The sequence below is a fragment of the Macrococcus equipercicus genome (genome assembly GCF_004359525.2).
Taxonomy (GTDB): domain Bacteria; phylum Bacillota; class Bacilli; order Staphylococcales; family Staphylococcaceae; genus Macrococcus; species Macrococcus equipercicus.
Genome location: NZ_SCWC02000005.1, coordinates 90607 through 111035 on the forward strand (window position 1 = coordinate 90607; position 20429 = coordinate 111035).

Consider the following 20429-nt stretch of genomic DNA (forward strand, 5'->3'; position numbering starts at 1 on the left):
TTAATGAAGGAACATCTTGTGAAATTCAGCTGCTCTCGTTGCGCAGAATGTTATTCGACTACAGCTGTGCCGTTATACAGCAGCTCGAGTTTCCTGATTTTTTCTGTAGTGTAATGTTTGTATGACTTGTTGTAGCTCTTCGGGTCTTTCGGGTTCAAGTAATTTTCTATTTTCCCTGTTTCAGGATGAATCAACTTACTTGAAGCACCGCAGCCGATGCCGAGGATAGTCTGGACTTCCTCCATAATCAGAATATTATAGAGTGAATATTCCTTATCAATCGCATAACCTATGTTCTCAAGATTACCGAGAATATTTTTCTGGCGGTATAAATAATAAGGAACATAGCCATGATCACGGGCATATGTCTTTGTCAGTCCCATCATCGTCATAATCTCATCGCGGTCAGCGACAGGATATTTCGCTTTATTGCGCGTCATTTCACTCGCACGCTTGAAACTCAGCGTATGGACAGTGATCGACTCGGGTCTCAGCCTGGCCACTTCAGCAAGGGAATGCTGCACATGTGTCCGGTCTTCGTTAGGCAGACCAATGATCAAGTCCATATTGATGTTATTCATCTGGTGCTCCCGTGCAAGCTTGAACTTCTCCACTGTCTCTGCCACTGAATGATGTCTGCCGATTGCTTTCAATGTCTCATCAGTGAAGCTCTGCGGATTAATGCTGATGCGGTCGATATGAAAGTCATTCAGTACATCCAATGTCGCGGGATCAATCGTATCCGGCCGTCCTGCTTCAACGGTCACTTCGCGCACAGCCGTCATATCAAATGAACGGTAGCATTCGTCGAGCAGCAGCTTCAAGTCTTCCGGTGTAATAGACGTCGGCGTACCGCCCCCGAAGTAAATAGAAGTGACTTTAACGTCGTTTTTCTTCAGCCACTCACCTGTCTCCTTGATCTCATGGAGAAGACCGACGAGAAATTCAGGTACATCATTTTTGTGGACAAGAATGCTGTAGGCAGGAAATGTGCAGTAGGCACACTTCGTCGGACAGAACGGAATACCGATATAGACGCTGACTTCTCGTTTCAAGTCATATAAATCCGGTATCGCTTCATTTTGAATACGGACGATATCACGCATCAAGTCCAGCTTCTCGCGGCTGATCAAATAATCGGCTGCAAGCTTCTCGCATATCGCTTCATGACTGAGTCCCTGCCGGTACAGCCGGTGATACAGCTTTGTCGGCCGGATGCCGGTCAAAGTCCCCCAGCTCTGAGTGATGCCTGTATGCTCGGTCAACATGTTGACCAAAGTTTTTGCTATCGCCTGCTTCACTGACTTCTTATCTGTTTCAGGCCGCACTGCTTCTGACTGGTAACTTTGTCCTGCTATCGTCAAGCAAGCTTTGACGTGTGTCATCGTATGGTTCGTTATATTGAAGGTGAGCTGATTGTCACCTTTGCCGTTCAGCACGAAGACATCCTCGAAATACAGGTTGAATATATTTTTGATGAACAGGAGCTGCGGCTCAAGTTCCGGATGATCTACATATATCTTCATCTTTGTTTACCTCTTAAAAAAAATAAACGAAATCTTCATTCCGTTTATTTTTCACTATTATTGTTCAGTCGGTTCGTTGACACCATATAAGTCCTGTAATGGTCTCATGATGATGCGGTTTAAGTCTTCGATGATCTGGCTCATGCGCTGTTCTGCCTGCATTAACTTAGCGATATTTTCATCCTGCTCAATTTTAGCAGCGACGTTGTTCGCACTTGCGATATCTTCTTCAGTGATCTCCTGGCCGGACATCTGTTTCTCCTGCAATGTCAGCTGGATGTTTCTGAACTCATCGAACAGCTGCTTTGATTCAGGGTTATTATTGATTGCCTCGAAGTAAGTTTTTACTGCCGTGTATTCGTCACTTTGACGTAATGCACTTTCCAGGCGATTTGCTTCATCATAAATATTAACTGTCATTTTGAATGGCTCCTTTAAGTAATGTCTGTTAATAATGTACCATAATTCAGCAGATTAACCAATCGATACTATAGACATAAAAAAAGCAAACGACGTGTCGTCTGCTTAAGCGTTGATTAACTGATCCGCCACTCTTCTGTTGAAGAAAGTATCAGCTTCACGTTCTTTGTTTGAGCCGAATAACGGCTGATTAGCTGAATCAATAACGCGGTAAAGGTTTGAAATTTTATTGAACTGAAGTGTGTAGCCTGCTTCTTTCTGCTTTGTTTCCCACCACAGCTCATCAAGATTCTCATTTTTAGGGTATGCACATGCACCGCGTGAGATGACTTGAATGACTTCAAGCGGATCTCCGCCGAGTGTCGTCTGCAGCACTTCTGAATCTCTGAATAATGCACATAACGATACGCATGTTGTCCAGTTGGGTAGCACCCGTTCCTTTTCAATTTGCACTAATGTTTTTTTAGACAGACCGATCGTTTGAGCCATTGTATCCTGTGTGTAGCCTGCTTCTATACGGACCATTTTGAATTTTGTCTGCAATAAATCTGTGAAGTTCTGTTTATCCATTATATACGACCTTTCTTCTATATATTTACGCTCAACATATGCACTGAGCATTAAATTGAAATAATACACATCTTTTTAAGACACATTTACCATCTTAATATAATTTACAGCAAATTAAAAGAGGAAAAACTCGAAGTTTTTCCTCTGTCGCAAATTTGTCACTTATTGAGCGGTGATACGATTTAATTTTCTTTTTTCACGCTGTGCTGTGCTGCCTGATTTCATTATTCCGGGAAACTATCACTAGATATTTCACCGGTAATGCCTCATAATAAGACGGTACAAAACGTAAAGGACGCGATGATATTGCATATTAAGGATAAGCTTGAGCAGGCTAAAAAAGGTGCCCGGCTCAGTATTTTAATGTATATAGTTCTGACGCTTGCCAAGTTATTATTCGGCTGGATCAACGGTTCACAGGCACTGATTGCGGATGGTCTGAACAACGCGACTGATGTCATTTCATCTATTGCGCTTCTTGTCGGCTTATCTATCTCCATGAAGCCCGCAGACTCCAATCATAACTACGGGCATTACCGCTCAGAATTCATCGCTTCTCTTACAGCATCGTTCATCATGTTTGCAGTCTCTGTGCAGGTTATTGTGCATGGTGTGACAAACTTTCTGAGCGGCACGTATTCAACGCCGACCGCTGAAGCGGCTGTAGTCGCCATCATTTCGGCCGCTGTCATGTTCTGCGTCTACTTATATAACCGGAACCTTGCCAGGAAAGTCGATTCCAGCGCTCTGAAGGCTGCCGCTTATGACAACTTATCCGATGCATTGGTCAGCGTCGGCACATTTATCGGAGTGATGGGTGTATACGTCGGTGTTCCGATGCTCGATACTATCGCCGCTATCGTCGTCGGCTTCATCATCATGAAAACAGCAGTCGATATATTCAGGGATACGGCGATCACTTTAACTGACGGCTTCGAAGTAGAAACATTAGACAGGATGAGACATCTTGTCTCCTCCATCCCCGGCGTCATCCAGGTCGTCGACTTAAAAGGCAGAAATCACGGTGTCATCTCTTTTGTCGACGTCACCGTCACCGTACTACCTACACTTTCTGTGAAAGAAAGTCATGACATTGCAGAGCAGATTGAACAGCAGATGAAAGAAGAGTTCGGTTCTGTCGAAACAATCGTCCATATTGAACCTGAGGAGTGATTCGATGTTTAAAGAGCGAGTAGTGGTCATTACCGGTGCCGCAAATGGTATCGGCAGAGCTGCAGCAGAAGCATTCAAGAAAGAAGGGGCACATGTCGCGGTCATTGATATGGCACCTAATGATTATTTCACAGGTGATATCGCTGATGAGCAGACGCTCATTCAGTTCAAGAACCAAGTCATCCAGGACTTCGGACATATCGATATACTTGTCAACAACGCGCTGCCTTTAATGAAAGGGCTCGATGACTGCTCTTATGAGGAATTCAACTATGCCTTAAAAGTCGGTGTGACAGCGCCTTTCTTTCTCACCCAGCTCTTCCAGCCGCACTTCAGACAAGGAGGTGCGGTCATCAATATTGCATCGACGAGAGCGACGATGAGTCAGCCGCAGACTGAAAGCTATGCAGCTGCTAAAGGCGGCATCAGCTCCTTGACTCATGCATTGGCAATCTCGTTAAGCGGCAAAGTCAGAGTCAATGCGATTGCACCCGGCTGGATAGCTACTACAGGACAGACGTTTTCAGGTGCGAACAACAGCCAGCATCCCGCGGGACGCGTCGGTAAGCCGGAAGATATCGTCGACATGATACTGTTCCTTGCTTCAGATAAAGCAGGCTTCATCACAGGCGAACAGATCACGATTGACGGCGGCATGACTAAGCAGATGATCTATCATAACGACCAAGGCTGGACTTATCAGCCATAACAAAAACAGCACACTTTGTTAAAGTGTGCTGTTTTACTGTAGTTTTGATGCTTATTGCTTTTTCACTAAATGATAAGTCATCGCATAGATGGCAGCCTGCGTCCGGTCGTTGACCTCAAGCTTTGAGAAGATGTGGCTGACATGCGTTTTGACGGTTTTCTCAGACACGAATAAAATACCCGCTATTTCCTTGTTCGTCAGTCCTTTGACCATCTGCTCCAGCACTTCCAGTTCACGCTTGGACAGCTTCTTCTGTAAATGCGGCAGCTGTTCGGCGTTTCTGACAGCAGTCATGACAGACGGATGAAAGATTTTTTCTCCGGCGACTACCCGGCGGATTGTTTCTATCAGCTTACCGGGTTCTGCATCCTTCACTTCATAGCCGTCTGCACCAGCTTCCATCACACCGAGCACATGCTCTTCGTCAATATAACTTGAAAGCACAAGAATCTTAAGGTCGGGATGCAGTGCCTTCAATGTCTTCGTCGTCTTGATGCCGTCCATCTTCGGCATGACAAGGTCCATTAAAATACAGTCCGGTGGTTCATGTGTCGTTAAATAATCGATGACTTCGAACCCGTCGCTAAAATCAGCCGCAATGGTATAATCCGTCATCGAACTGATGAGGAACTTCAGTCCCTGTCTGACGATATGGTGGTCATCGACCAGTATAATTGAAGTCATTCCGTCATCCTTCCTGCAGCGTAAATGTAACGACTGTGCCGGTGTCCATACTGCTCGTAATGAACAGCATCCCGCCGATTGACTCTGCCCGCTGCCTCATATTAGCCAGTCCATGCGTCGGCAGCTGCTTCGCCGATTGCACAGCGAATCCTTTACCATTGTCTTTGATCGTCAGGCTGAATGCCGTCAGCTGATTGATTGTGATTTCCACTTCAGCTGTTCCTGCATGCTTCTTTATATTATTCAGTGCCTCCTGGGCAATTCTGAAGACGACCGTCTCTTCTTTGTTATCCAGCTGAATCAGTCCATTGATGTGCATCGTCACGTTCAAGTTAAGGACATCCGCATACTGATGGATGGCATGAGCAAGGCCCTGCTCAAGTCCGATAGGCTTCAGCTGCCAGATCAGTGCGCGCATCTCATTGACTGCCGACTGACTGGTTGCTTCTATAATTTCAAATGCAGATTTCGCTCTGTCATCCTTTGTATTGGCGGCGGCAGCATGCGCAGTCAGTCTGAGTGAGAACAGCATCTGGTTGACTGAATCATGAAGGTCACGCGCAAGACGGTTCCGTTCATTAGTCAGTGCAATCTCACGTTCGCGCTCTGTCAGAAATATGCGTTTAATAGCGCTGCCGATCTGAAACGCGACGGACTCCAGCAGTTCCAGCTCATCTTCACTGTAGCTTGTTTTATGTGGAGCGGCGACATTCAGCAGCCCGAACCGTTCCTGCCCTGACTGGAGCGGCACTGTTGCATGGTGCGTAATATCAGCGGTCCCGTCCGGATGCTGACGATTAGCCTTGACGATGCGGGAGCACGTGATGATATTGGATGCTTTCGTCAGCTTCCCCTGATGATATCTGGACACACACCAGCACGGTCCTGCCGTCATATAGTGACAGTCATTCTGCTCAAGTGCATCCGGCAGCCGGTAGTCAGAGATCAGCTGATGGCTGCCTTCATCATCAATGAAGAAAATCCAGCCGGTCGAAAAATCAGTGCCTTCGACAAGCCGCTTCAGTGCACCGTCCAGCATGGAATAAGTCTCTGTCTCTTCATTCAGAAACTCCGCGATCTCTTTAAGTAAAGCGGTCCTCGACTTCATGGTCTCTTATCTCTTATATTCGACGCGGTATAGGTCATGACGTCTGTCACGCAGCTGTCTGACGGTACCATCTTCACGGCCGCGGCGCAGCACTTCCAAGTCGACGTCTCCGATCATGACCATCTCCAGATTCTCCCCTGTTTCACCTATAATACCATCACGGGCAAACCCGAAATCACTCGGCGTATATATACCTGACGCTGAATACTGGATGTCCATGTTTTCAGTCTGCGGCAAGTTACCACATGTACCGCTCGTCACCGTGTAAATCTGGTTCTCGATTGCACGGGCCATTGAGCAGTATTTAACGCGCAGATAACTCTGACGGTCTTCTGTTGAGAACGGTGTGAAGATGATCTTCGCACCTTTTTCGGTTGCGATACGTGCCATTTCAGGGAACTCAGCATCGTAACAGATCTGGATTGCAATCTTACCGCAGTCTGTATCGAACACTTCGACTTTCTTGCCCGGAGAAATTCCCCACCAGCGGCGTTCGTTCGGTGTCACATGGATTTTGTACTGCTTCTCAATAGAGCCGTCACGGCGGAATAAGTAGGAGATGTTATAAATGTCATCGTTCTCCTCAACGAAATGCGAGCCACCGATAATGTTGATGTTATAGCGCAGCGCAAAGTCATTGAACATCTCAATGTACTGCTCTGTGTAATTGGTCAGCTGGCGGATAGACTCAGCAGGACTCCGCTTCTCATCAAAGCTCATAAGCTGTGTAGTCAATAGTTCCGGGAAGACGACAAAATCACTGCCGGCATCATAGGCCACGTCGACAAAGTATTCAATCTGATTCGCAAACTCCTCAAAAGAATCGATCTTACGCATCATGTAGTTGACCGTGCAGATACGTATCGGATGACTCGTCTTGAAATGAAGATTTGATTTCGCCACAAAGTCAGGATTGTTCCACTCCATCAATGTCGCGTATTTGCTGCTTTTCACGTCATCCTTCAAATAACCCGGATTGATACGCATCAACGTGAAGCCGTTCATAAACTGGAACGTCAGCACCGGGTCCTTAATTTTGCGCTTCATGACATCAGTCACATACTCACGCGGTGTCAGTTCATCTTTGTAAAGATGATAGTTCGGGATGCGGCCGCCGATAATAATACTCTTCAAGTTCAATTCATAGGCAATTTCGCGGCGTGCCTCATACAGCCGCTGTCCGACGCGCATGCCACGGTAGTCAGGGTGAACCATCACTTCAATACCGTATAAGTTATGACCGTTCTCATTATGATTCGTAATATAACCGTTATCGGTAATATCATCCCATGTATGTCTGTCATCATATTCATCAAAGTTAATAATCAGACTAGAGCATGAGCCGATAATGCGGCCTTCATATTCTATGACCATCTGGCCGCGCGGGAATAAATTCAGATGCGATTCCAGCTGCTCTTTCTTCCACGGATCCATACCCGCGAAACAGATTTTCTGCAGCTGCATCACTTCTTCTATATCTTCAAATGTCATCTGACGCGCTTCTATAGACTTGTTAAACTTCTCAAGATTCAATTCTTCTGTCATGTTCAAGCTCCTTCATGTAAACTATACATATATTATACACGATTATAAGTACTATCAAACGAACTGCTCTGGAGGAAACAATGAAAATAACGATAAATGATCAATTTAAAGGAATGACAATCGAAGAACTGCTCAGACATTGGGTGCTGCCGAAGAAAATGATTCATGAGCTGAGAATGTCTAAAGCGCTGACCGTGAATAGTCAGCCTGCTCTGTTCGCCACACAGCTGCACACAGGAGATGTTCTGGAGCTGCCTGTCGCTGAGGAGCACAGCCAGTATAAGTCGTCTCACCGGCTCTGTGAAGTCGTCTATGAAGATGACTATTTAGCGGTGCTCGTAAAACCAAAAGGCGTCAAGACACATCCAAACGACATGATGGAAACCAATACACTACTGAATCATGCCGTCTATACATTGAAATCTGACTATGTCGAACCGATTCACCGCCTTGACCAGGAGACAGTCGGCCTAGTGCTCGTCGCTAAAAATCCGCTGATCAAAAAAATTCTCGACCGCATGCTTGAACAGCGTGAAATTACCCGGACTTATAAAGCGAAAGTCAGAAGTCTTCTGCCCATTAAAAACCAGACGATTGAACTGCCGATCGGCAAAGATAAGTTCCATCCGAATAAACGCCGTGTGTCCGATACGGGTCAGCACGCAGTGACACATATCATCAGCTCTCAAGTGCTCGGGGACGGTGTCACTGAAGTCGAACTGAAGCTTGATACAGGACGGACGCACCAGATCCGGGTGCATCTCGCAGCTATCGGCCACCCTGTGCTCGGCGACCCGTTGTACAGTGACTCCAAGCTTCGCCAGCTCCAGCTGACAGGCTATAAGCTCAGCTTCATCCATCCGTTTACCGGTGAACTCGTACAGGCTGAATTGAAGCAGTAATATTGCATTTTCTCACTTTCAGTCTTACCATAATAACTAGGAAGATTTAACACGGAGGATTATTATGATACAAACACATAGAGATATTTTCTTTGACAGACGCTCAGTGAAAGAATATGATCCAGCCTTCAAGCTCACTCAGGACGAACTGTCAGAGCTGATCAACAAAGCCAATCAGGCACCATCAGCATGGAATCTGCAGCACTGGAAGTACTTGGTCATCCATAGTGACGAAGCAAAAGCTGCGTTACTGCCGATTGCATTCCACCAGCAGCAGATTGCTGACTCAAGTGCAACAGTGGTGATTCTCGCTGACCGGGAAGCACATAAACAGGCAGAGCCGGTCTTCAGCCGTGACGTCGCGGAAGGTCGTATGACCGAAGAAATCAAGGCACTGCTGACAAAGCAGATTGACAGTGCTTACGCGAAAGCAGAATATCGCTTTGAGTCCGGCGTGCTGAATGCCTCACTTGCAGCGATGCAGCTGATGAACGCAGCAACACTTGCCGGGCTCGGCACTTGCCCGATCGGCGGCTTCAAACGGACCGAACTGATCAGACAGTTCAATATTGAGGAGCGTTACTTACCGCTCATGCTCATCACCATCGGCAGAACGCGTCAGGAACCTCGTGCGACCGCAAGATTATCGGTCAAAGAAACTGCAACTTTTCTATAGACACTAAATAAAGCATCCCTTGCGGGATGCTTTATTTAGTTCTTTCTTATACGTGAAATCACACGGTCAAGCAGTTTAGAACGGCGCGACATGACTGGTTCCGGCACAGCGGGTTTCTCTTTCAGTGAGCGTCTGAACTGCTCTGCTTCTTTCACTAAATATTCCTGTGAATTAAGCGGCTCAAGTTCATTTCTCACGTAATGATACACACCATTCATATCCTGTTCACGCGCTTTCTGATTATCATTCAGCTGGAGCTGCAGAAAATCTTTCAGCCGTGTGACAATGTCCGGATCAAGGATCGGGAATAGAATTTCCACCCGTTTGATCATGTTTCTTGTCATCATATCTGCTGACGATAAGTACATTCTTTCTTCGCCGTTATGATAGAAATAATAAATTCTTGAATGCTCGAGGAACCGTCCGACGATACTAATCACGCGGATATTGTCACTGACGCCGGGAATGCCGGGTTTCAGACAGCAGATACCGCGGATGATCAAGTTCACTTTAACGCCGGCCTGACTCGCTTCAAACAGTTTTTTGATGACCGCTTTATCCGTCAGCGAATTCATCTTTGCAATGATCAGGCCATTGCCATTCTGACGGTGTGATTCAATCTCCTGATCGATGTGATCCAGAAACTCCTCCCGTATCTCAAATGGTGCTACATGCAGCTTATTGTATTCCGGCTTCTCAGAATAACCGCTTAAGTAATTGAAGAAGTTCATCGCGTCCTGCCCGATTTCCTTGTTCGTCGTAATGATGCCCATATCGGTATAGATTTTCGCGGTTTTATCATTATAGTTACCGGTGCCAAGATGAACATAAGGCACAAGTTCATCGTTGATTTTCTTGATGACGAGCGTAATCTTACTATGGGTCTTCAAGTAGGTCATCCCGTAGATTACATGACATCCTGCTTCTTCAAGCATCTTCGCCCAGTGCACGTTGTTCTCTTCATCAAAACGCGCCTTCAGCTCTACAAGCACAGTGACCTGTTTGCCGGCTTCAGCTGCATTTTTTAATGCTTCAATAATCGGAGAATCACTGGAAACGCGGTACAGCGTCTGCTTGATGGCAAGCGTCGCCGGATCAACTGACGCTTCCTTAATGAAATCCACAATCGGCTGGAAAGATTCATACGGGTGATGGAAGAACACATCGCGCTCGCGTGCTGCTTCGTACACATTTCTTATGCCGAGTGAGGCAGGCGGTGCCGGCTCGAATTTCTTAAATTCGAACTGCGGGTACTTTTTCGACACCATGCCGGATAACTGGAACAGCATCGTCAAATCAAGCGGGCCGTCAATCTTGTAGACATCGCGCTCCTCGATCTCCAGTTCGTGAGTCAGGAAAGAACCACCGATTGTCGGATCGTTTCTCGTATCGATCTCAAGGCGGACAGCGGCACCGCTCTTTCGTTTTTTGAGGAACTTTTCGATTTCAATGAGCAGGTCTTCTGCACCGTCTTCATGAATCGATAAGTCGGCATTACGCGTGATTCTGAACGTAAATGCACGGCGTACTTCATGTCCACTGAATAATCTGCCGATGAAATGGATGATGACATCTTCCAGCATGACAAAAATCATGCGCTGATCATCCTGCAGCAGAATAATGCGGTTTAACAGTGCCGGAATCTGGACGATGGCTGATTTGTCCTCGCCTGTTGCATCAACTACATCCACAAAGACATTCAATGACTTATTGGACAGCTTCGGAAACGGTCTGTAGGCATCAATGCCGAGCGGCGTGAGTGTCGGCATAATTTCAAACTCAAAGCGCTGCTTGATTACCTCATAATTATGCGGTTCGAGTTCCTCCGGCTGCTTGAGAAAAACGTTATGCCCTTCCAGTTCCTGCAGCAGCTGGTGATACTGCTCATATTGCAGCCTGACATTCTCTCTGTTGTCTTTGTCGATAGCTACAAGCTGTTCTTTAGGTGTCATCTGCGTCTTGTTTTCACGCTCATTGAAGTTAAGTTTAATCTGGTCTTTCAGTCCTGCGACGCGGACCATGAAAAACTCATCTAAGTTTGAAGAAGCGATGGCAAGAAACTTCAATCGTTCTAACAGCGGATTTCTTTTATCCAGAGCTTCTTCAATGACGCGGTGGTTAAATGCGACCCAGCTTACTTCTCTATTGTTGTAATATTGCTTGTTGTTCAAATCAATCACGTTTGTCGTCTCCATATATTATCACTTCCACTTTTAATAGTTAAAATATTATCCCGACTTAAGTTATAACGAACTATTGTTAATTCTCTGTAAAAGTGATGTGAATTTTTGCTTTCACAATCTTCTCAAGGTGTTTCTTCTGTCTTTCAGCCTGATATTCTTCGGCTATCGGATCGCCTTTATACATTATAACTAAGTTATAGCGGTCTTTATGCTTTTCAAGATAAAGAGAGTTCACGACGCTTGTATTGCTGCTGTTCAGTGCATAGGCAAATTTCAGTATACTGCCGAGGAGCTGAATCTTGGCTTTTTCGGCTTCTGTGAACCATCCCGTTTCATCCGCGAAGAATTTCAGCAGCGTTTTATTCTTGTAGCTGGATAATAAGGCAAGCTTCACCCGGTTGCGGTGGGACACGCCGTTTAAGCTTGAGTTGGAAATGATATAGTACGTATGCTGGCTCGCTGCATCGGAATCGATGTAACTGCCGAGATAAAATAAGTAAGCTGACTGAAGCAGCAGTTTTTTATCCAGTTTGTTTCCGTCTATCAAGTCGTTCTTCTCAAGTTCATAATAGAGCATTTCAGCGAGCCTCTGACGCTGCAGCGCTTCCTGCCGCCCGATATTATAGCTGTAAGCCAAGTTGCGCAGACTTTCTTTGAACACTTCATGCTTATCAAACGGGTGTTTGTATTCTTTCTCGAGGATGGACATGATGACACCTTCACGCAGACCTTTACGGGAGAAGACAAACTCAGTTGCCTCCACTTCTTCATACAGTTCCTTGAACAGCAGTGTCGACGGGATGATGATGTCTCTCCGGTCGCGGCTCAGTCCGTCCAAGTCTTCCAGGTCATCCATCGTTGAACTCATCAGCTTCTTGTAGACGACACTAATGTCTTCCTCTTTCATGGAGTAGCCATGAACACCGGCTATCGGATATTCGACAAGCGACTGATGAATGCGGGCAATATTACGGGCAGAGCCACCGATGGCAATAATCGGCACTTTTCGTTTCGCCAGCCATTTTAAGCTCTGCAGCTGCTCTTTAATGAATGCACGTGCCTGAGACACAGCTTTGTCATCATTATGCTTCTTATTCTCAAAGAACAGCTTCTGCAGGGTCACGACGCCGAACGGGAAACTGTGCGAGAACTTCAGTTCCTTGTCTTCAAAGTAGGTGACTTCTGTACTACCGCCGCCGATATCCACTGTGACACCGTCGCTGAAGTTAAGCGTATGGACAACCGCATAGTAGCCATAGAACGCTTCTTCTTTCTCCGTGACAATCTGCATCGTGATATTTGTCTGTTCTTTGACGTAACTAATAATTTCTTCGATATTCTTTGATTGCCGGACCGCTGCTGTCGCCACTGGATATAAAGCTTCCACATGAAACTTCGCAGCTACCTGCTGAAAGCTTTGAAGCGTACTGCAGAGCACTTCTATCCCTTCCTGTGCCATCACTTTATCTCGATTCAGATACTGATACAGCCGGGCCGGCGTCTTGATGTTCTGGAGTTCCTGCAGGCCGGTTGACTCCGAGTATTCAAATATAACAAGGCGGATGGTGTTTGAACCGATATCCACTAATCCTATTCTTCTCATGGTGAACCTCTCTTTAGTAAAAAATGCCTGCTATCATGCAGGCATTCCAATTATTTTGGGTGGATCATCTCTTCTGGTTTAATCCACTCGTCGAACTGCTCTTCTGTTAAATAACCGCTGTTAATCGCGGATTGTTTTAACGTCAGTCCTTCTTTATGAGCAGTCTTCGCAATATATGCTGCTTTTTCGTAACCGATATGCGGGTTGAGTGCAGTGACCAGCATAAGAGAACGGTTTAAGTAATCGGAGATATTGTCTGCTATCGGTTCTATACCCACTGCGCAGTTGTCGTTAAACGAGTTCATGCCGTCAGCCAGCAAATAAATAGACTGCAGTGTATTGTACATGATCACTGGTTTGAAGACATTCAGCTCAAAGTTACCCTGGCTTGCCGCAATACCGACTGCCGCGTCATTTCCCATGACCTGTACAGCGACCATCGTCAGCATCTCACTTTGAGTCGGATTGACCTTACCAGGCATAATTGATGAGCCGGGTTCATTTTCCGGGATGGACAGTTCACCGAGACCTGCACGTGGTCCTGATGACAGCCAGCGAACATCATTGGCGATTTTCATTAAATCAGCTGCCAGTGCTTTTAAGGCACCGTGGACAAATGTCACTTCATCATGAGCTGTTAAAGCATGGAATTTATTAGGAGAAGAAATAAAATCATAGCCTGTCTGTGCTTTGATCTGAGCTGCGACTCTATCGCCGAATTCCGGATGCGCATTGATGCCGGTGCCGACTGCAGTGCCACCGATAGCAAGGTTAAGCAGTTCTTTCCGGGATAAGTTAAGCAGTGCTTCACATTTGTCGAGCATATATCTCCAGCCGGAAATCTCCTGACCGAGCGTCAGCGGTGTCGCATCCTGTAAGTGCGTACGGCCGATCTTGATGATATGATCGAACTGCTCTTCTTTCTGCTTCAATGTGTCACGCAGTTTTGCCAGTGCAGGCAGCAGCCGCTCTTCAATTTCACTGTACAGGCTGACATGCATCGCTGTCGGATAAGTATCGTTTGAACTTTGAGATTTGTTGACATCGTCGTTCGGATGAACAGATTCATCGCTGCCTGATTCCTGTAAATACTTGTTCGCTGCAAAAGCCACCACTTCATTGACATTCATGTTGCTCTGCGTACCGCTTCCTGTCTGCCAGACGACAAGCGGGAAGTGGTCATCCAGCTTACCGGATAACACATCGTCACATGCTTTGACGATCGCCTCACATTTAGCTTCGGATAGTTTGCCGAGGTCCTTGTTGACGATCGCTGCCGCTTTCTTCAGATGCGCGAATCCATAGACAACTTCAATCGGCATCTTTTCTTTACCGACCGGGAAGTTTTGTTTACTTCTCTGCGTCTGTGCGCCCCAGTATTTATCCGCAGGTACTTCTATTTCACCAAATGTATCATGTTCAATTCTTACAGACATTCTTTTCTCCCCTTATCTCTTAATAAGTCCATTCTACAATAAATAACGCTTTCATTCATCTGTTTTCATAGAAAAACAGCTGATTTCTCAACTGTTCTGCGCGTCATCTTCTTCCGACCAGTCATTGTCCCGGTCTTCTTCGTTGCGGAGTGAAATCTGCTCCATCTCCTTGCCCAGTTCGACAACATCGTCGAAGTCCTGCACCATTTCGTTGTCCTGATCTTGATAGCGGTCTGTCATTATCATGACCTCCTTTTTAAATGATTATACTACATAACGCTCAAAGTTGTGAATGTTAACAAAATGATATATCTTATAATTGTTAAATTTTATATGTAGCGGAGGTATGGATGAAATCATTGAAACCACGTGTATCATTGCACCAGGCAGAGTGTTTCCGGCTGCTGCAGGAACGCTTCCACTTTTTTGACGACACTGCTGCAAGGTGTGACAAGCTATTAAAAGGTGAATACGGTGAAACTCGTGTCGATGAAGTGCTGAGTTGTTTTTTTGATGGGTTTGATGGCATTTATATTAGTGACCTCAGATTGAATATTGATTTTCAGCAAGTGCAGGTTGATAGTTTGATTGTTCTGGACGACTGCGTGCTGGTGTTTGAAGTCAAGAACTTATCGTTCGATCTGCATGCTGCGGACGGCTTATTTTACATGATGAGCGGAGAGCCGTTCACAGCGCTGAACGATCAGCTGGCGCGCCTGAAGAAACTGCTGCGCGCTTATGTTGCGCAGTTCGATCCCTACATCGATGTTATCGTCTACCCGTTTTTCATAAATGACAGCCAGTGCATTCATGGCATGCTGCTCCGCGGCGACGTGCTGGCCACCAGTAACTTCGCGCTTGTACTCGCGAAATACCGTAGACGATTTAATTGGCGCAGCACCGTCCCATTAGTCAATCACCTAATGAAGCGCAGCGTTCCCAATGATTTCGATAAAAAGATGGACATCGACTATTCCAAAGTGACAAAAGGCACCTACTGCTCTGTATGTTATAACAAAGTAGAGCGGATTAGCCAGAGAAAGTTCCGGTGCCTGAAATGCAATACTGACATAAGCACGGCTGCCGTTATTTCTAATGGTGTTAAAGAAATCTCACGAATCTGGCCGGATAAACCGATAACTACTAAGTTAGTGACTGACTGGCTTGGAGAGTCGATTGACAAAAGAACCATCCAGCGAGTTCTGTCGAAAAATTATCTGCTGACTAAGGGTAATTATGAGGGCTGGCACTATAAATAATTAAATGGAAGACACTCATGAGAATTCGTAATCACGAGTGTCTTCAATTAGGACACTCAGCTCCACTTCTGCTTACGAGTGTCTTCAATCAGGACACTCAGCTCCATTTCTGCTTACGAGTGTCTTCAATCAGAACACTCAGCTCATCTTCCATGTTCCCACTCTTTACAAACAAAAAACATCGGCCGCAGCCGATGTTCTGTTATATCAGGAGAATAATGAGCGGTAATATTCGCGGATATCCGCAGGTAATCCTTGTGCTGCTTCGTTATCGAGGATAACAGTGACCATGCGGTGTCCTTTTAAGTTGGCCGCTTCAAACGTCGTCTGAGATTCAGCCGTTTCGTACAGGCGTTTGACTGCCTTTGCTTTGTCAGGTCCTGTCACCAGCACAATGACTTCACGCGCTGTCAGCAGACCTTCCTCGTTATCTGCATTGACTTCACGGTAGCCGATGCTGCCGTCTGCATTGAACGTCGTCACAAGCATCGTCAGCTTGCCTTTGTTCTCTTTAGTCTTCACTTTTTTCACGTCATGCTGCAGGCTGCCGTTTCTGTCTGCCTTATGCAGCTGTTCTGTGACGATGCCCATCTGTTTGAAGCTTGCTTCATTCTTGTCATAGTCGAACACATGGATCTGGCTGGCATCCACTGGATTTTTCGTCACATCCTCTATTAATGCACGATAGAAAAAATCCTGCTCATCATTCATAGCGAAAGCGATGATGGATGTTGGATTGTTGTTCATCTGTTTACGTACAAGGTCCGCTGCATATTTTGCTGCGATGCCTTTAGAATCAAATATTTTAAAGTTCATAGCCATGATGTTTTCCTCCTGTACAACCTAGTTTTTAATGAATTTCATATACCCTTTTTTCACTGCTGTTAAAACATTTAACTCGTGATCCACTAAAACGAGGTCCGCATACTTCCCTGCTTTGATGCTGCCGATATCCTGCTGCATGCCGAGAGCGACGGCCTGGTTATAGCTGACGACGCGCCATGCATTATCAAGTGTCTCACCAGTATAAGCCATAAAGTTGCGCAGCGCATCATTCATTTTCAGAATACTGCCGGCAAGCGTCCCAGAAGCGAGTACGGCCTTACCGCCTTTTTTGATGACCCGCTGACCACCGAGCTCATAATCCCCGTCAGGCATTCCTTTGGCACGCATCGCATCGGTGATGACCATGAAGCGGTCACGCCCTTTCAACCGGTAGGCAATTTTGACAGCGGCGGGGTGAGAATGAACACCGTCTACTATACATTCTGTCTTCAGTCCATCATTCAACCATGCTGCACCGAATGCCCCGGGTTCGCGGTGTTCAAACGGTGTCGCCGCATTATAGAGATGGGTGATATGCGCTGCCCCCGCTGCTGCTGCCTCGTTCAGCTCATCAAATGTCGCTACAGTATGACCGAGCGAGAAGATGATATCCTCATGTTTTTCCCGGATGACGTCCATCGCACCTTCCACTTCGGGTGCGATAGTCATAATTTTAATTTTACCACGCGCTGAGCGCTGCAGCTCCTCAATTAACTCGACAGTCGGACGCCTGACATAGTCCGGATTCTGGGCACCGACTTTATGCTCGGAAATAAACGGCCCTTCGACATGAATGCCGATGATCTCTGCACCAGGACCATCATAAGCGCTCGCAGCATCAAGTGCACGTTTCACACGGCTTAAATCTTCTGTCATCGTCGTCGCGAGAAAAGATGTCGTCCCCTCACTAAGGAGGCCTTCTGTCAGCGTAGTGAGCGCGTCCTTGTCAGCATCCATCGTGTCCACTCCGTAACCGCCGTGGATATGAATATCAATGAACCCCGGCAGCAGTATATGGCCGCCCCCGTCCATCACGTCAGTGCAGTCTCCGGCATAGTCTCCGGGCTCGACCGCCGCAATCCGTTCTCCATCTATTAGAACATAGCCCCGCTCGATGACTGCATGCTCCGTGTAAATTTTCACATTGTTTATAACCTGCATGTCCTAACGTCTCCTTTTCTTTAGTCTGGCTTTAGTATATAATAAAATCAATAATAGTATAGGAGGCCAACATCAATGGGCACAATTTTAATTGGTATGGTTGCTTTATCTTTCATTGTCGCTATGTTAACTGCCGGCAGAGAATCTAACTACGGAATTAGAGACGAAGATCTTAACAAATAAAAGACAGAATCGGCTGAGCCGGTCCTGTCTTTCTTTTATTACTGCTGCAAAAAGCCCTGGGTTTTAACGATGCCGTCTACGTCTGTGCGGGTCTTCCTGCTCAGCATATCAGTGACCTGGCTGCTCCACTTATCACTGCGTCTACCGTCCGTACGTTCACGGTAGTAGTCAGCAATCTCTTCATCATACGCTGCTATCTGCTGCAAGTACTCGGCACCTGTCTCATAACGGTTCTCGTGATAGACATGTTCAAACGGCAGGCGTGCTTTTCTGCTGCCCGTCTGTGCCGGATAGCCGACGACCATGCCGAATAACGGATACGTATAATCAGGAAGCCCGAGCAGTTCAATGACTTCAGCCATATTATTTCTCAGGCTGCCGATATAGCATATACCAAGCCCCATGCTTTCTGCGGCTACAGCCATGTTCTGTGCGGCAAGGCTGGCATCAACTGTGCCGACGATAAAGCTCTCTGTCGCACCGAAGTAATCATCGATGGAGACTTCTGCCCGTTCAGCGATTATATGGTGCCGTTTGAAATCGGCGATAAAAACAAAGAGATGGCCGTTATGTTCAACGTAGTCCTGTGTGCTGATGGCGCGCAGTGCCTGTTTGATCTCAGGATCAGTCACCCCGATAATAGAGTATGCCTGGACAAAGCTTGATGTCGATGCCTGCTGTGCTGCTTCGACCAGTATTTTTACCGTATCCTCGTCCAGTGATTTATCTTCAAATTTCCGGATTGAACGGTGCTCCATCAGCTGCTTCACTACTTCATTCATGTAATCAGTCCTTATTTAAGATTTGGGTAGTTCTGCTGTCTCAGCGCTTCGTATACTAAAATCGCTGCAGTATTGGATAAGTTCAGTGAACGTACATTGTCATTCATCGGAATTCTGAGGGCCGTGTCCATATACTTCTCTTTCACCCAGTCCGGAAGTCCTGTCGTCTCACGGCCGAAGATGAAGTAATGGTCGACTGACGTGTCTGAATAGTCGAATGTTGTATGCGGCTTTTTGCCGAACTTCGTCAGCAAATAGTAATTACCGCCTGCTGTCTTGTCGAAAAATTCCTCGATGCTGTCATAGTAGATGATGTTGACGAATTTCCAGTAATCAAGGCCTGCACGGCGCAGCATTTTATCGTCCGTTGAAAATCCGAGCGGACGTATTAAATGCAGTGTCGTATCCGTTGCTGCACAAGTTCTTGCGATATTACCTGTATTCGCCGGAATTTCCGGCTGATATAAAACGACATTAATTGATGACATGTTCAATCTCCTCTAAACCTTTTAATATTTCATTTCTGACTTCTGCGTCTTCTTCTATATTATACCGTTCCTTCAAAAACGGCGCTTCCAATTGGCCTGCGATTTTGCCGATGGCCCAGTAAGCAGTCCCTTTAATGACAGGGCGCGTGTCTTCGACGGCGACCTTTTTCAACGCCGGGACGGCTGACTCTTCCTTGAAATGCGCCAGCGCAATAATCGCATTGCGCTGGATCGGCTTCTTACCCCGCCAGCTGCCTGCTAGATGACTGTATTCATTTTTGAACATCTTGTTACTGATGGTCAGCAGCGGCTCGAGCAGCGGCTTCAGCTTCAGCGGCTCAAGAATGATATCATCCTGCAGTGTGTTAATACCGCGGTTTCTCGGGCAGACTTGCTGACAAGTATCGCAGCCGTACAGCCTGTTACCGATCTTTCCGCGGTACTCATCAGGAAGAAAGCCTTTCGTCTGCGTCAGAAAACTGATGCATTTCTGAGCGTTCAGCTGGCCGTTCCCGACCAGTGCACCTGTCGGACAGCGGTCGATGCATATTGTGCAGTCGAGACAGCTGTCGCTGACCGGCTTATCCGGCGGCAGCGGAATCGACGTCAGCAGTTCACCGAGATACGTCCATGTGCCGAGCTTGTCATTCAGTATAAAGCCATTTTTTGCTGCGTAGCCGAGCCCCGCACGCTCTGCGACTGCCCGGTCACTCAGCACGCCTGTGTCTACCATCGACAGGCATTCGGCAGACGGCATCCGTTCCTCGATGAATGCCTGCAGCAGTGTCAGCCGCTTCCTGAGCAGCGAATGGTAATCCATTCCCCATGACGAGCGGGCGAACATACCCCGCCGCTCCCCGCGTATGCTTCGCGGCGCATCTGGAAGCCGGTTCGGATAGCCGACTGCAATGGCAATGATGGAGCGCGCAGACGGCAGTGATTTCTTCGGATCGATTCTGAGCTCGATATCAGAACTCTCAAACCCGGATGCGTATCCCTTCGAATAATACTCTTCAAGCTTCGGCCGCAGCTCTTCGAACGGTTCAGCCGTCGTAAATCCGATGGCATCTATACCTATCGTTCTGCTGTAGGCGATAATCTCCTGCTTCAGCTGTTCTGACATGTACTCACCTCCAAATCAATGCAACTATTTTAACACAAAAACAAGCCGGCACCTAAATAAATCTTCGGTTGCC

The 20429-nt window shown here is 46.7% G+C and carries 20 protein-coding genes; 5 read left to right on the forward strand and 15 right to left on the reverse strand.

What is annotated here, in order from left to right; all coding sequences use genetic code 11:
* Positions 1 to 50: 50 nt before the first annotated feature.
* The 3 genes from ERX35_RS08180 to xdrA form a co-directional block, all read right to left on the reverse strand.
* The gene (locus ERX35_RS08180) at positions 51 to 1526 is read right to left on the reverse strand and encodes a coproporphyrinogen III oxidase (protein WP_149459430.1); all 1476 of its coding nucleotides are present in this window, start codon (positions 1524 to 1526) and stop codon (positions 51 to 53) included.
* Positions 1527 to 1583: 57 nt separating this feature from the next.
* Positions 1584 to 1946, reverse strand: a complete 363-nt coding sequence (locus tag ERX35_RS08185; protein WP_149459431.1) for a YlbF/YmcA family competence regulator — start codon at positions 1944 to 1946, stop codon at positions 1584 to 1586.
* Between the two features lie 105 nt (positions 1947 to 2051).
* Positions 2052 to 2516, reverse strand: a complete 465-nt coding sequence (xdrA, locus tag ERX35_RS08190) for an XRE family transcriptional regulator XdrA (protein ID WP_149459432.1) — start codon at positions 2514 to 2516, stop codon at positions 2052 to 2054.
* Between the two features lie 306 nt (positions 2517 to 2822).
* Here xdrA and ERX35_RS08195 point away from each other — a divergent pair, with 306 nt between their 5' ends.
* Together ERX35_RS08195 and ERX35_RS08200 are read left to right on the forward strand one after the other, a co-directional pair.
* Positions 2823 to 3689 carry a cation diffusion facilitator family transporter gene (locus tag ERX35_RS08195; protein ID WP_149459433.1) on the forward strand — a complete coding sequence of 289 codons (867 nt, stop codon included), beginning with the start codon at positions 2823 to 2825 and terminating at the stop codon, positions 3687 to 3689.
* Between the two features lie 4 nt (positions 3690 to 3693).
* Entirely contained in the window at positions 3694 to 4398 is a 705-nt protein-coding gene (locus tag ERX35_RS08200) for an SDR family NAD(P)-dependent oxidoreductase (protein ID WP_149459434.1), read from the forward strand.
* Between the two features lie 51 nt (positions 4399 to 4449).
* On the opposite strand, the gene ERX35_RS08205 is transcribed toward ERX35_RS08200, so the two are convergent.
* From ERX35_RS08205 to ERX35_RS08215, 3 genes are read right to left on the reverse strand one after another with little or no spacing between them, the layout of a single operon-like run.
* Positions 4450 to 5082, reverse strand: coding sequence for a response regulator transcription factor (locus ERX35_RS08205; protein ID WP_149459435.1), 633 nt, complete (start codon positions 5080 to 5082; stop codon positions 4450 to 4452).
* 4 nt (positions 5083 to 5086) lie between these two features.
* The gene (locus ERX35_RS08210) at positions 5087 to 6190 is read right to left on the reverse strand and encodes a GAF domain-containing sensor histidine kinase (RefSeq protein ID WP_149459436.1); all 1104 of its coding nucleotides are present in this window, start codon (positions 6188 to 6190) and stop codon (positions 5087 to 5089) included.
* Positions 6191 to 6196: 6 nt separating this feature from the next.
* Positions 6197 to 7735 carry a bifunctional GNAT family N-acetyltransferase/carbon-nitrogen hydrolase family protein gene (locus tag ERX35_RS08215; protein ID WP_149459437.1) on the reverse strand — a complete coding sequence of 513 codons (1539 nt, stop codon included), beginning with the start codon at positions 7733 to 7735 and terminating at the stop codon, positions 6197 to 6199.
* Between the two features lie 80 nt (positions 7736 to 7815).
* Between ERX35_RS08215 and ERX35_RS08220 the strand changes: the two genes are divergently transcribed.
* Both ERX35_RS08220 and ERX35_RS08225 read left to right on the forward strand, forming a co-directional pair.
* Positions 7816 to 8637, forward strand: a complete 822-nt coding sequence (locus tag ERX35_RS08220) for an RluA family pseudouridine synthase (RefSeq protein WP_149459438.1) — start codon at positions 7816 to 7818, stop codon at positions 8635 to 8637.
* Between the two features lie 64 nt (positions 8638 to 8701).
* Positions 8702 to 9313, forward strand: coding sequence for a nitroreductase family protein (locus ERX35_RS08225; RefSeq protein WP_149459439.1), 612 nt, complete (start codon positions 8702 to 8704; stop codon positions 9311 to 9313).
* Between the two features lie 35 nt (positions 9314 to 9348).
* Here ERX35_RS08225 and ERX35_RS08230 read toward each other — a convergent pair whose 3' ends face one another.
* The 4 genes from ERX35_RS08230 to ERX35_RS11445 form a co-directional block, all read right to left on the reverse strand.
* Positions 9349 to 11508: an RNA degradosome polyphosphate kinase gene (locus ERX35_RS08230; RefSeq protein ID WP_149459440.1), complete on the reverse strand. Its 2160-nt coding sequence runs from the start codon at positions 11506 to 11508 to the stop codon at positions 9349 to 9351.
* 64 nt (positions 11509 to 11572) lie between these two features.
* The gene (gene ppx, locus ERX35_RS08235) at positions 11573 to 13099 is read right to left on the reverse strand and encodes an exopolyphosphatase (RefSeq protein ID WP_149459441.1); all 1527 of its coding nucleotides are present in this window, start codon (positions 13097 to 13099) and stop codon (positions 11573 to 11575) included.
* A 50-nt stretch (positions 13100 to 13149) separates the two neighbouring features.
* Entirely contained in the window at positions 13150 to 14535 is a 1386-nt protein-coding gene (gene fumC, locus ERX35_RS08240) for a class II fumarate hydratase (protein WP_149459442.1), read from the reverse strand.
* An 87-nt stretch (positions 14536 to 14622) separates the two neighbouring features.
* Complete coding sequence (locus ERX35_RS11445; protein ID WP_170234589.1) at positions 14623 to 14775, reverse strand: SAS053 family DNA gyrase inhibitor; 153 nt, start codon at positions 14773 to 14775, stop codon at positions 14623 to 14625.
* Positions 14776 to 14885: 110 nt separating this feature from the next.
* On the opposite strand from ERX35_RS11445, the gene ERX35_RS08245 reads away from it, so the two are divergent.
* On the forward strand, positions 14886 to 15794 hold the full coding sequence (locus ERX35_RS08245; RefSeq protein ID WP_149459443.1) for a nuclease-related domain-containing protein: 909 nt from the start codon (positions 14886 to 14888) through the stop codon (positions 15792 to 15794).
* A 207-nt stretch (positions 15795 to 16001) separates the two neighbouring features.
* On the opposite strand, the gene ERX35_RS08250 is transcribed toward ERX35_RS08245, so the two are convergent.
* From ERX35_RS08250 to queG, 5 genes are all read right to left on the reverse strand, one after another.
* Entirely contained in the window at positions 16002 to 16616 is a 615-nt protein-coding gene (locus ERX35_RS08250; protein WP_149459444.1) for a 6-phosphogluconolactonase, read from the reverse strand.
* A gap of 21 nt (positions 16617 to 16637) precedes the next feature.
* Positions 16638 to 17780 carry an N-acetylglucosamine-6-phosphate deacetylase gene (nagA, locus tag ERX35_RS08255; protein ID WP_149459445.1) on the reverse strand — a complete coding sequence of 381 codons (1143 nt, stop codon included), beginning with the start codon at positions 17778 to 17780 and terminating at the stop codon, positions 16638 to 16640.
* Positions 17781 to 18001: 221 nt separating this feature from the next.
* On the reverse strand, positions 18002 to 18745 hold the full coding sequence (gene nfsA / locus ERX35_RS08260; RefSeq protein ID WP_149459446.1) for an oxygen-insensitive NADPH nitroreductase: 744 nt from the start codon (positions 18743 to 18745) through the stop codon (positions 18002 to 18004).
* Positions 18746 to 18756: 11 nt separating this feature from the next.
* The gene (gene trmL / locus ERX35_RS08265) at positions 18757 to 19233 is read right to left on the reverse strand and encodes a tRNA (uridine(34)/cytosine(34)/5-carboxymethylaminomethyluridine(34)-2'-O)-methyltransferase TrmL (protein WP_149459447.1); all 477 of its coding nucleotides are present in this window, start codon (positions 19231 to 19233) and stop codon (positions 18757 to 18759) included.
* Positions 19220 to 20356, reverse strand: a complete 1137-nt coding sequence (queG, locus tag ERX35_RS08270; protein WP_149459448.1) for a tRNA epoxyqueuosine(34) reductase QueG — start codon at positions 20354 to 20356, stop codon at positions 19220 to 19222. Before queG ends, trmL begins: the two co-directional genes overlap by 14 nt.
* Positions 20357 to 20429: the final 73 nt, after the last annotated feature.

What these genes read in the sequence shown, in the direction of transcription:
- fumC (WP_149459442.1), bottom strand. Translation starts at nt 14,535, where the DNA reads ATGTCTGTAAGAATTGAACATGATACATTTGGTGAAATAGAAGTACCT.
- ERX35_RS08180 (WP_149459430.1), bottom strand. Translation starts at nt 1,526, where the DNA reads ATGAAGATATATGTAGATCATCCGGAACTTGAGCCGCAGCTCCTGTTC.
- ERX35_RS08220 (WP_149459438.1), top strand. Translation starts at nt 7,816, where the DNA reads ATGAAAATAACGATAAATGATCAATTTAAAGGAATGACAATCGAAGAA.
- xdrA (WP_149459432.1), bottom strand. Translation starts at nt 2,516, where the DNA reads ATGGATAAACAGAACTTCACAGATTTATTGCAGACAAAATTCAAAATG.
- queG (WP_149459448.1), bottom strand. Translation starts at nt 20,356, where the DNA reads ATGTCAGAACAGCTGAAGCAGGAGATTATCGCCTACAGCAGAACGATA.
- ERX35_RS11445 (WP_170234589.1), bottom strand. Translation starts at nt 14,775, where the DNA reads ATGACAGACCGCTATCAAGATCAGGACAACGAAATGGTGCAGGACTTC.
- ERX35_RS08225 (WP_149459439.1), top strand. Translation starts at nt 8,702, where the DNA reads ATGATACAAACACATAGAGATATTTTCTTTGACAGACGCTCAGTGAAA.
- ERX35_RS08185 (WP_149459431.1), bottom strand. Translation starts at nt 1,946, where the DNA reads ATGACAGTTAATATTTATGATGAAGCAAATCGCCTGGAAAGTGCATTA.
- ERX35_RS08245 (WP_149459443.1), top strand. Translation starts at nt 14,886, where the DNA reads ATGAAATCATTGAAACCACGTGTATCATTGCACCAGGCAGAGTGTTTC.
- ERX35_RS08250 (WP_149459444.1), bottom strand. Translation starts at nt 16,616, where the DNA reads ATGGCTATGAACTTTAAAATATTTGATTCTAAAGGCATCGCAGCAAAA.
- ERX35_RS08205 (WP_149459435.1), bottom strand. Translation starts at nt 5,082, where the DNA reads ATGACTTCAATTATACTGGTCGATGACCACCATATCGTCAGACAGGGA.
- ERX35_RS08210 (WP_149459436.1), bottom strand. Translation starts at nt 6,190, where the DNA reads ATGAAGTCGAGGACCGCTTTACTTAAAGAGATCGCGGAGTTTCTGAAT.
- nfsA (WP_149459446.1), bottom strand. Translation starts at nt 18,745, where the DNA reads ATGAATGAAGTAGTGAAGCAGCTGATGGAGCACCGTTCAATCCGGAAA.
- ERX35_RS08230 (WP_149459440.1), bottom strand. Translation starts at nt 11,508, where the DNA reads ATGGAGACGACAAACGTGATTGATTTGAACAACAAGCAATATTACAAC.
- ppx (WP_149459441.1), bottom strand. Translation starts at nt 13,099, where the DNA reads ATGAGAAGAATAGGATTAGTGGATATCGGTTCAAACACCATCCGCCTT.
- ERX35_RS08215 (WP_149459437.1), bottom strand. Translation starts at nt 7,735, where the DNA reads ATGACAGAAGAATTGAATCTTGAGAAGTTTAACAAGTCTATAGAAGCG.
- nagA (WP_149459445.1), bottom strand. Translation starts at nt 17,780, where the DNA reads ATGCAGGTTATAAACAATGTGAAAATTTACACGGAGCATGCAGTCATC.
- ERX35_RS08200 (WP_149459434.1), top strand. Translation starts at nt 3,694, where the DNA reads ATGTTTAAAGAGCGAGTAGTGGTCATTACCGGTGCCGCAAATGGTATC.
- trmL (WP_149459447.1), bottom strand. Translation starts at nt 19,233, where the DNA reads ATGTCATCAATTAATGTCGTTTTATATCAGCCGGAAATTCCGGCGAAT.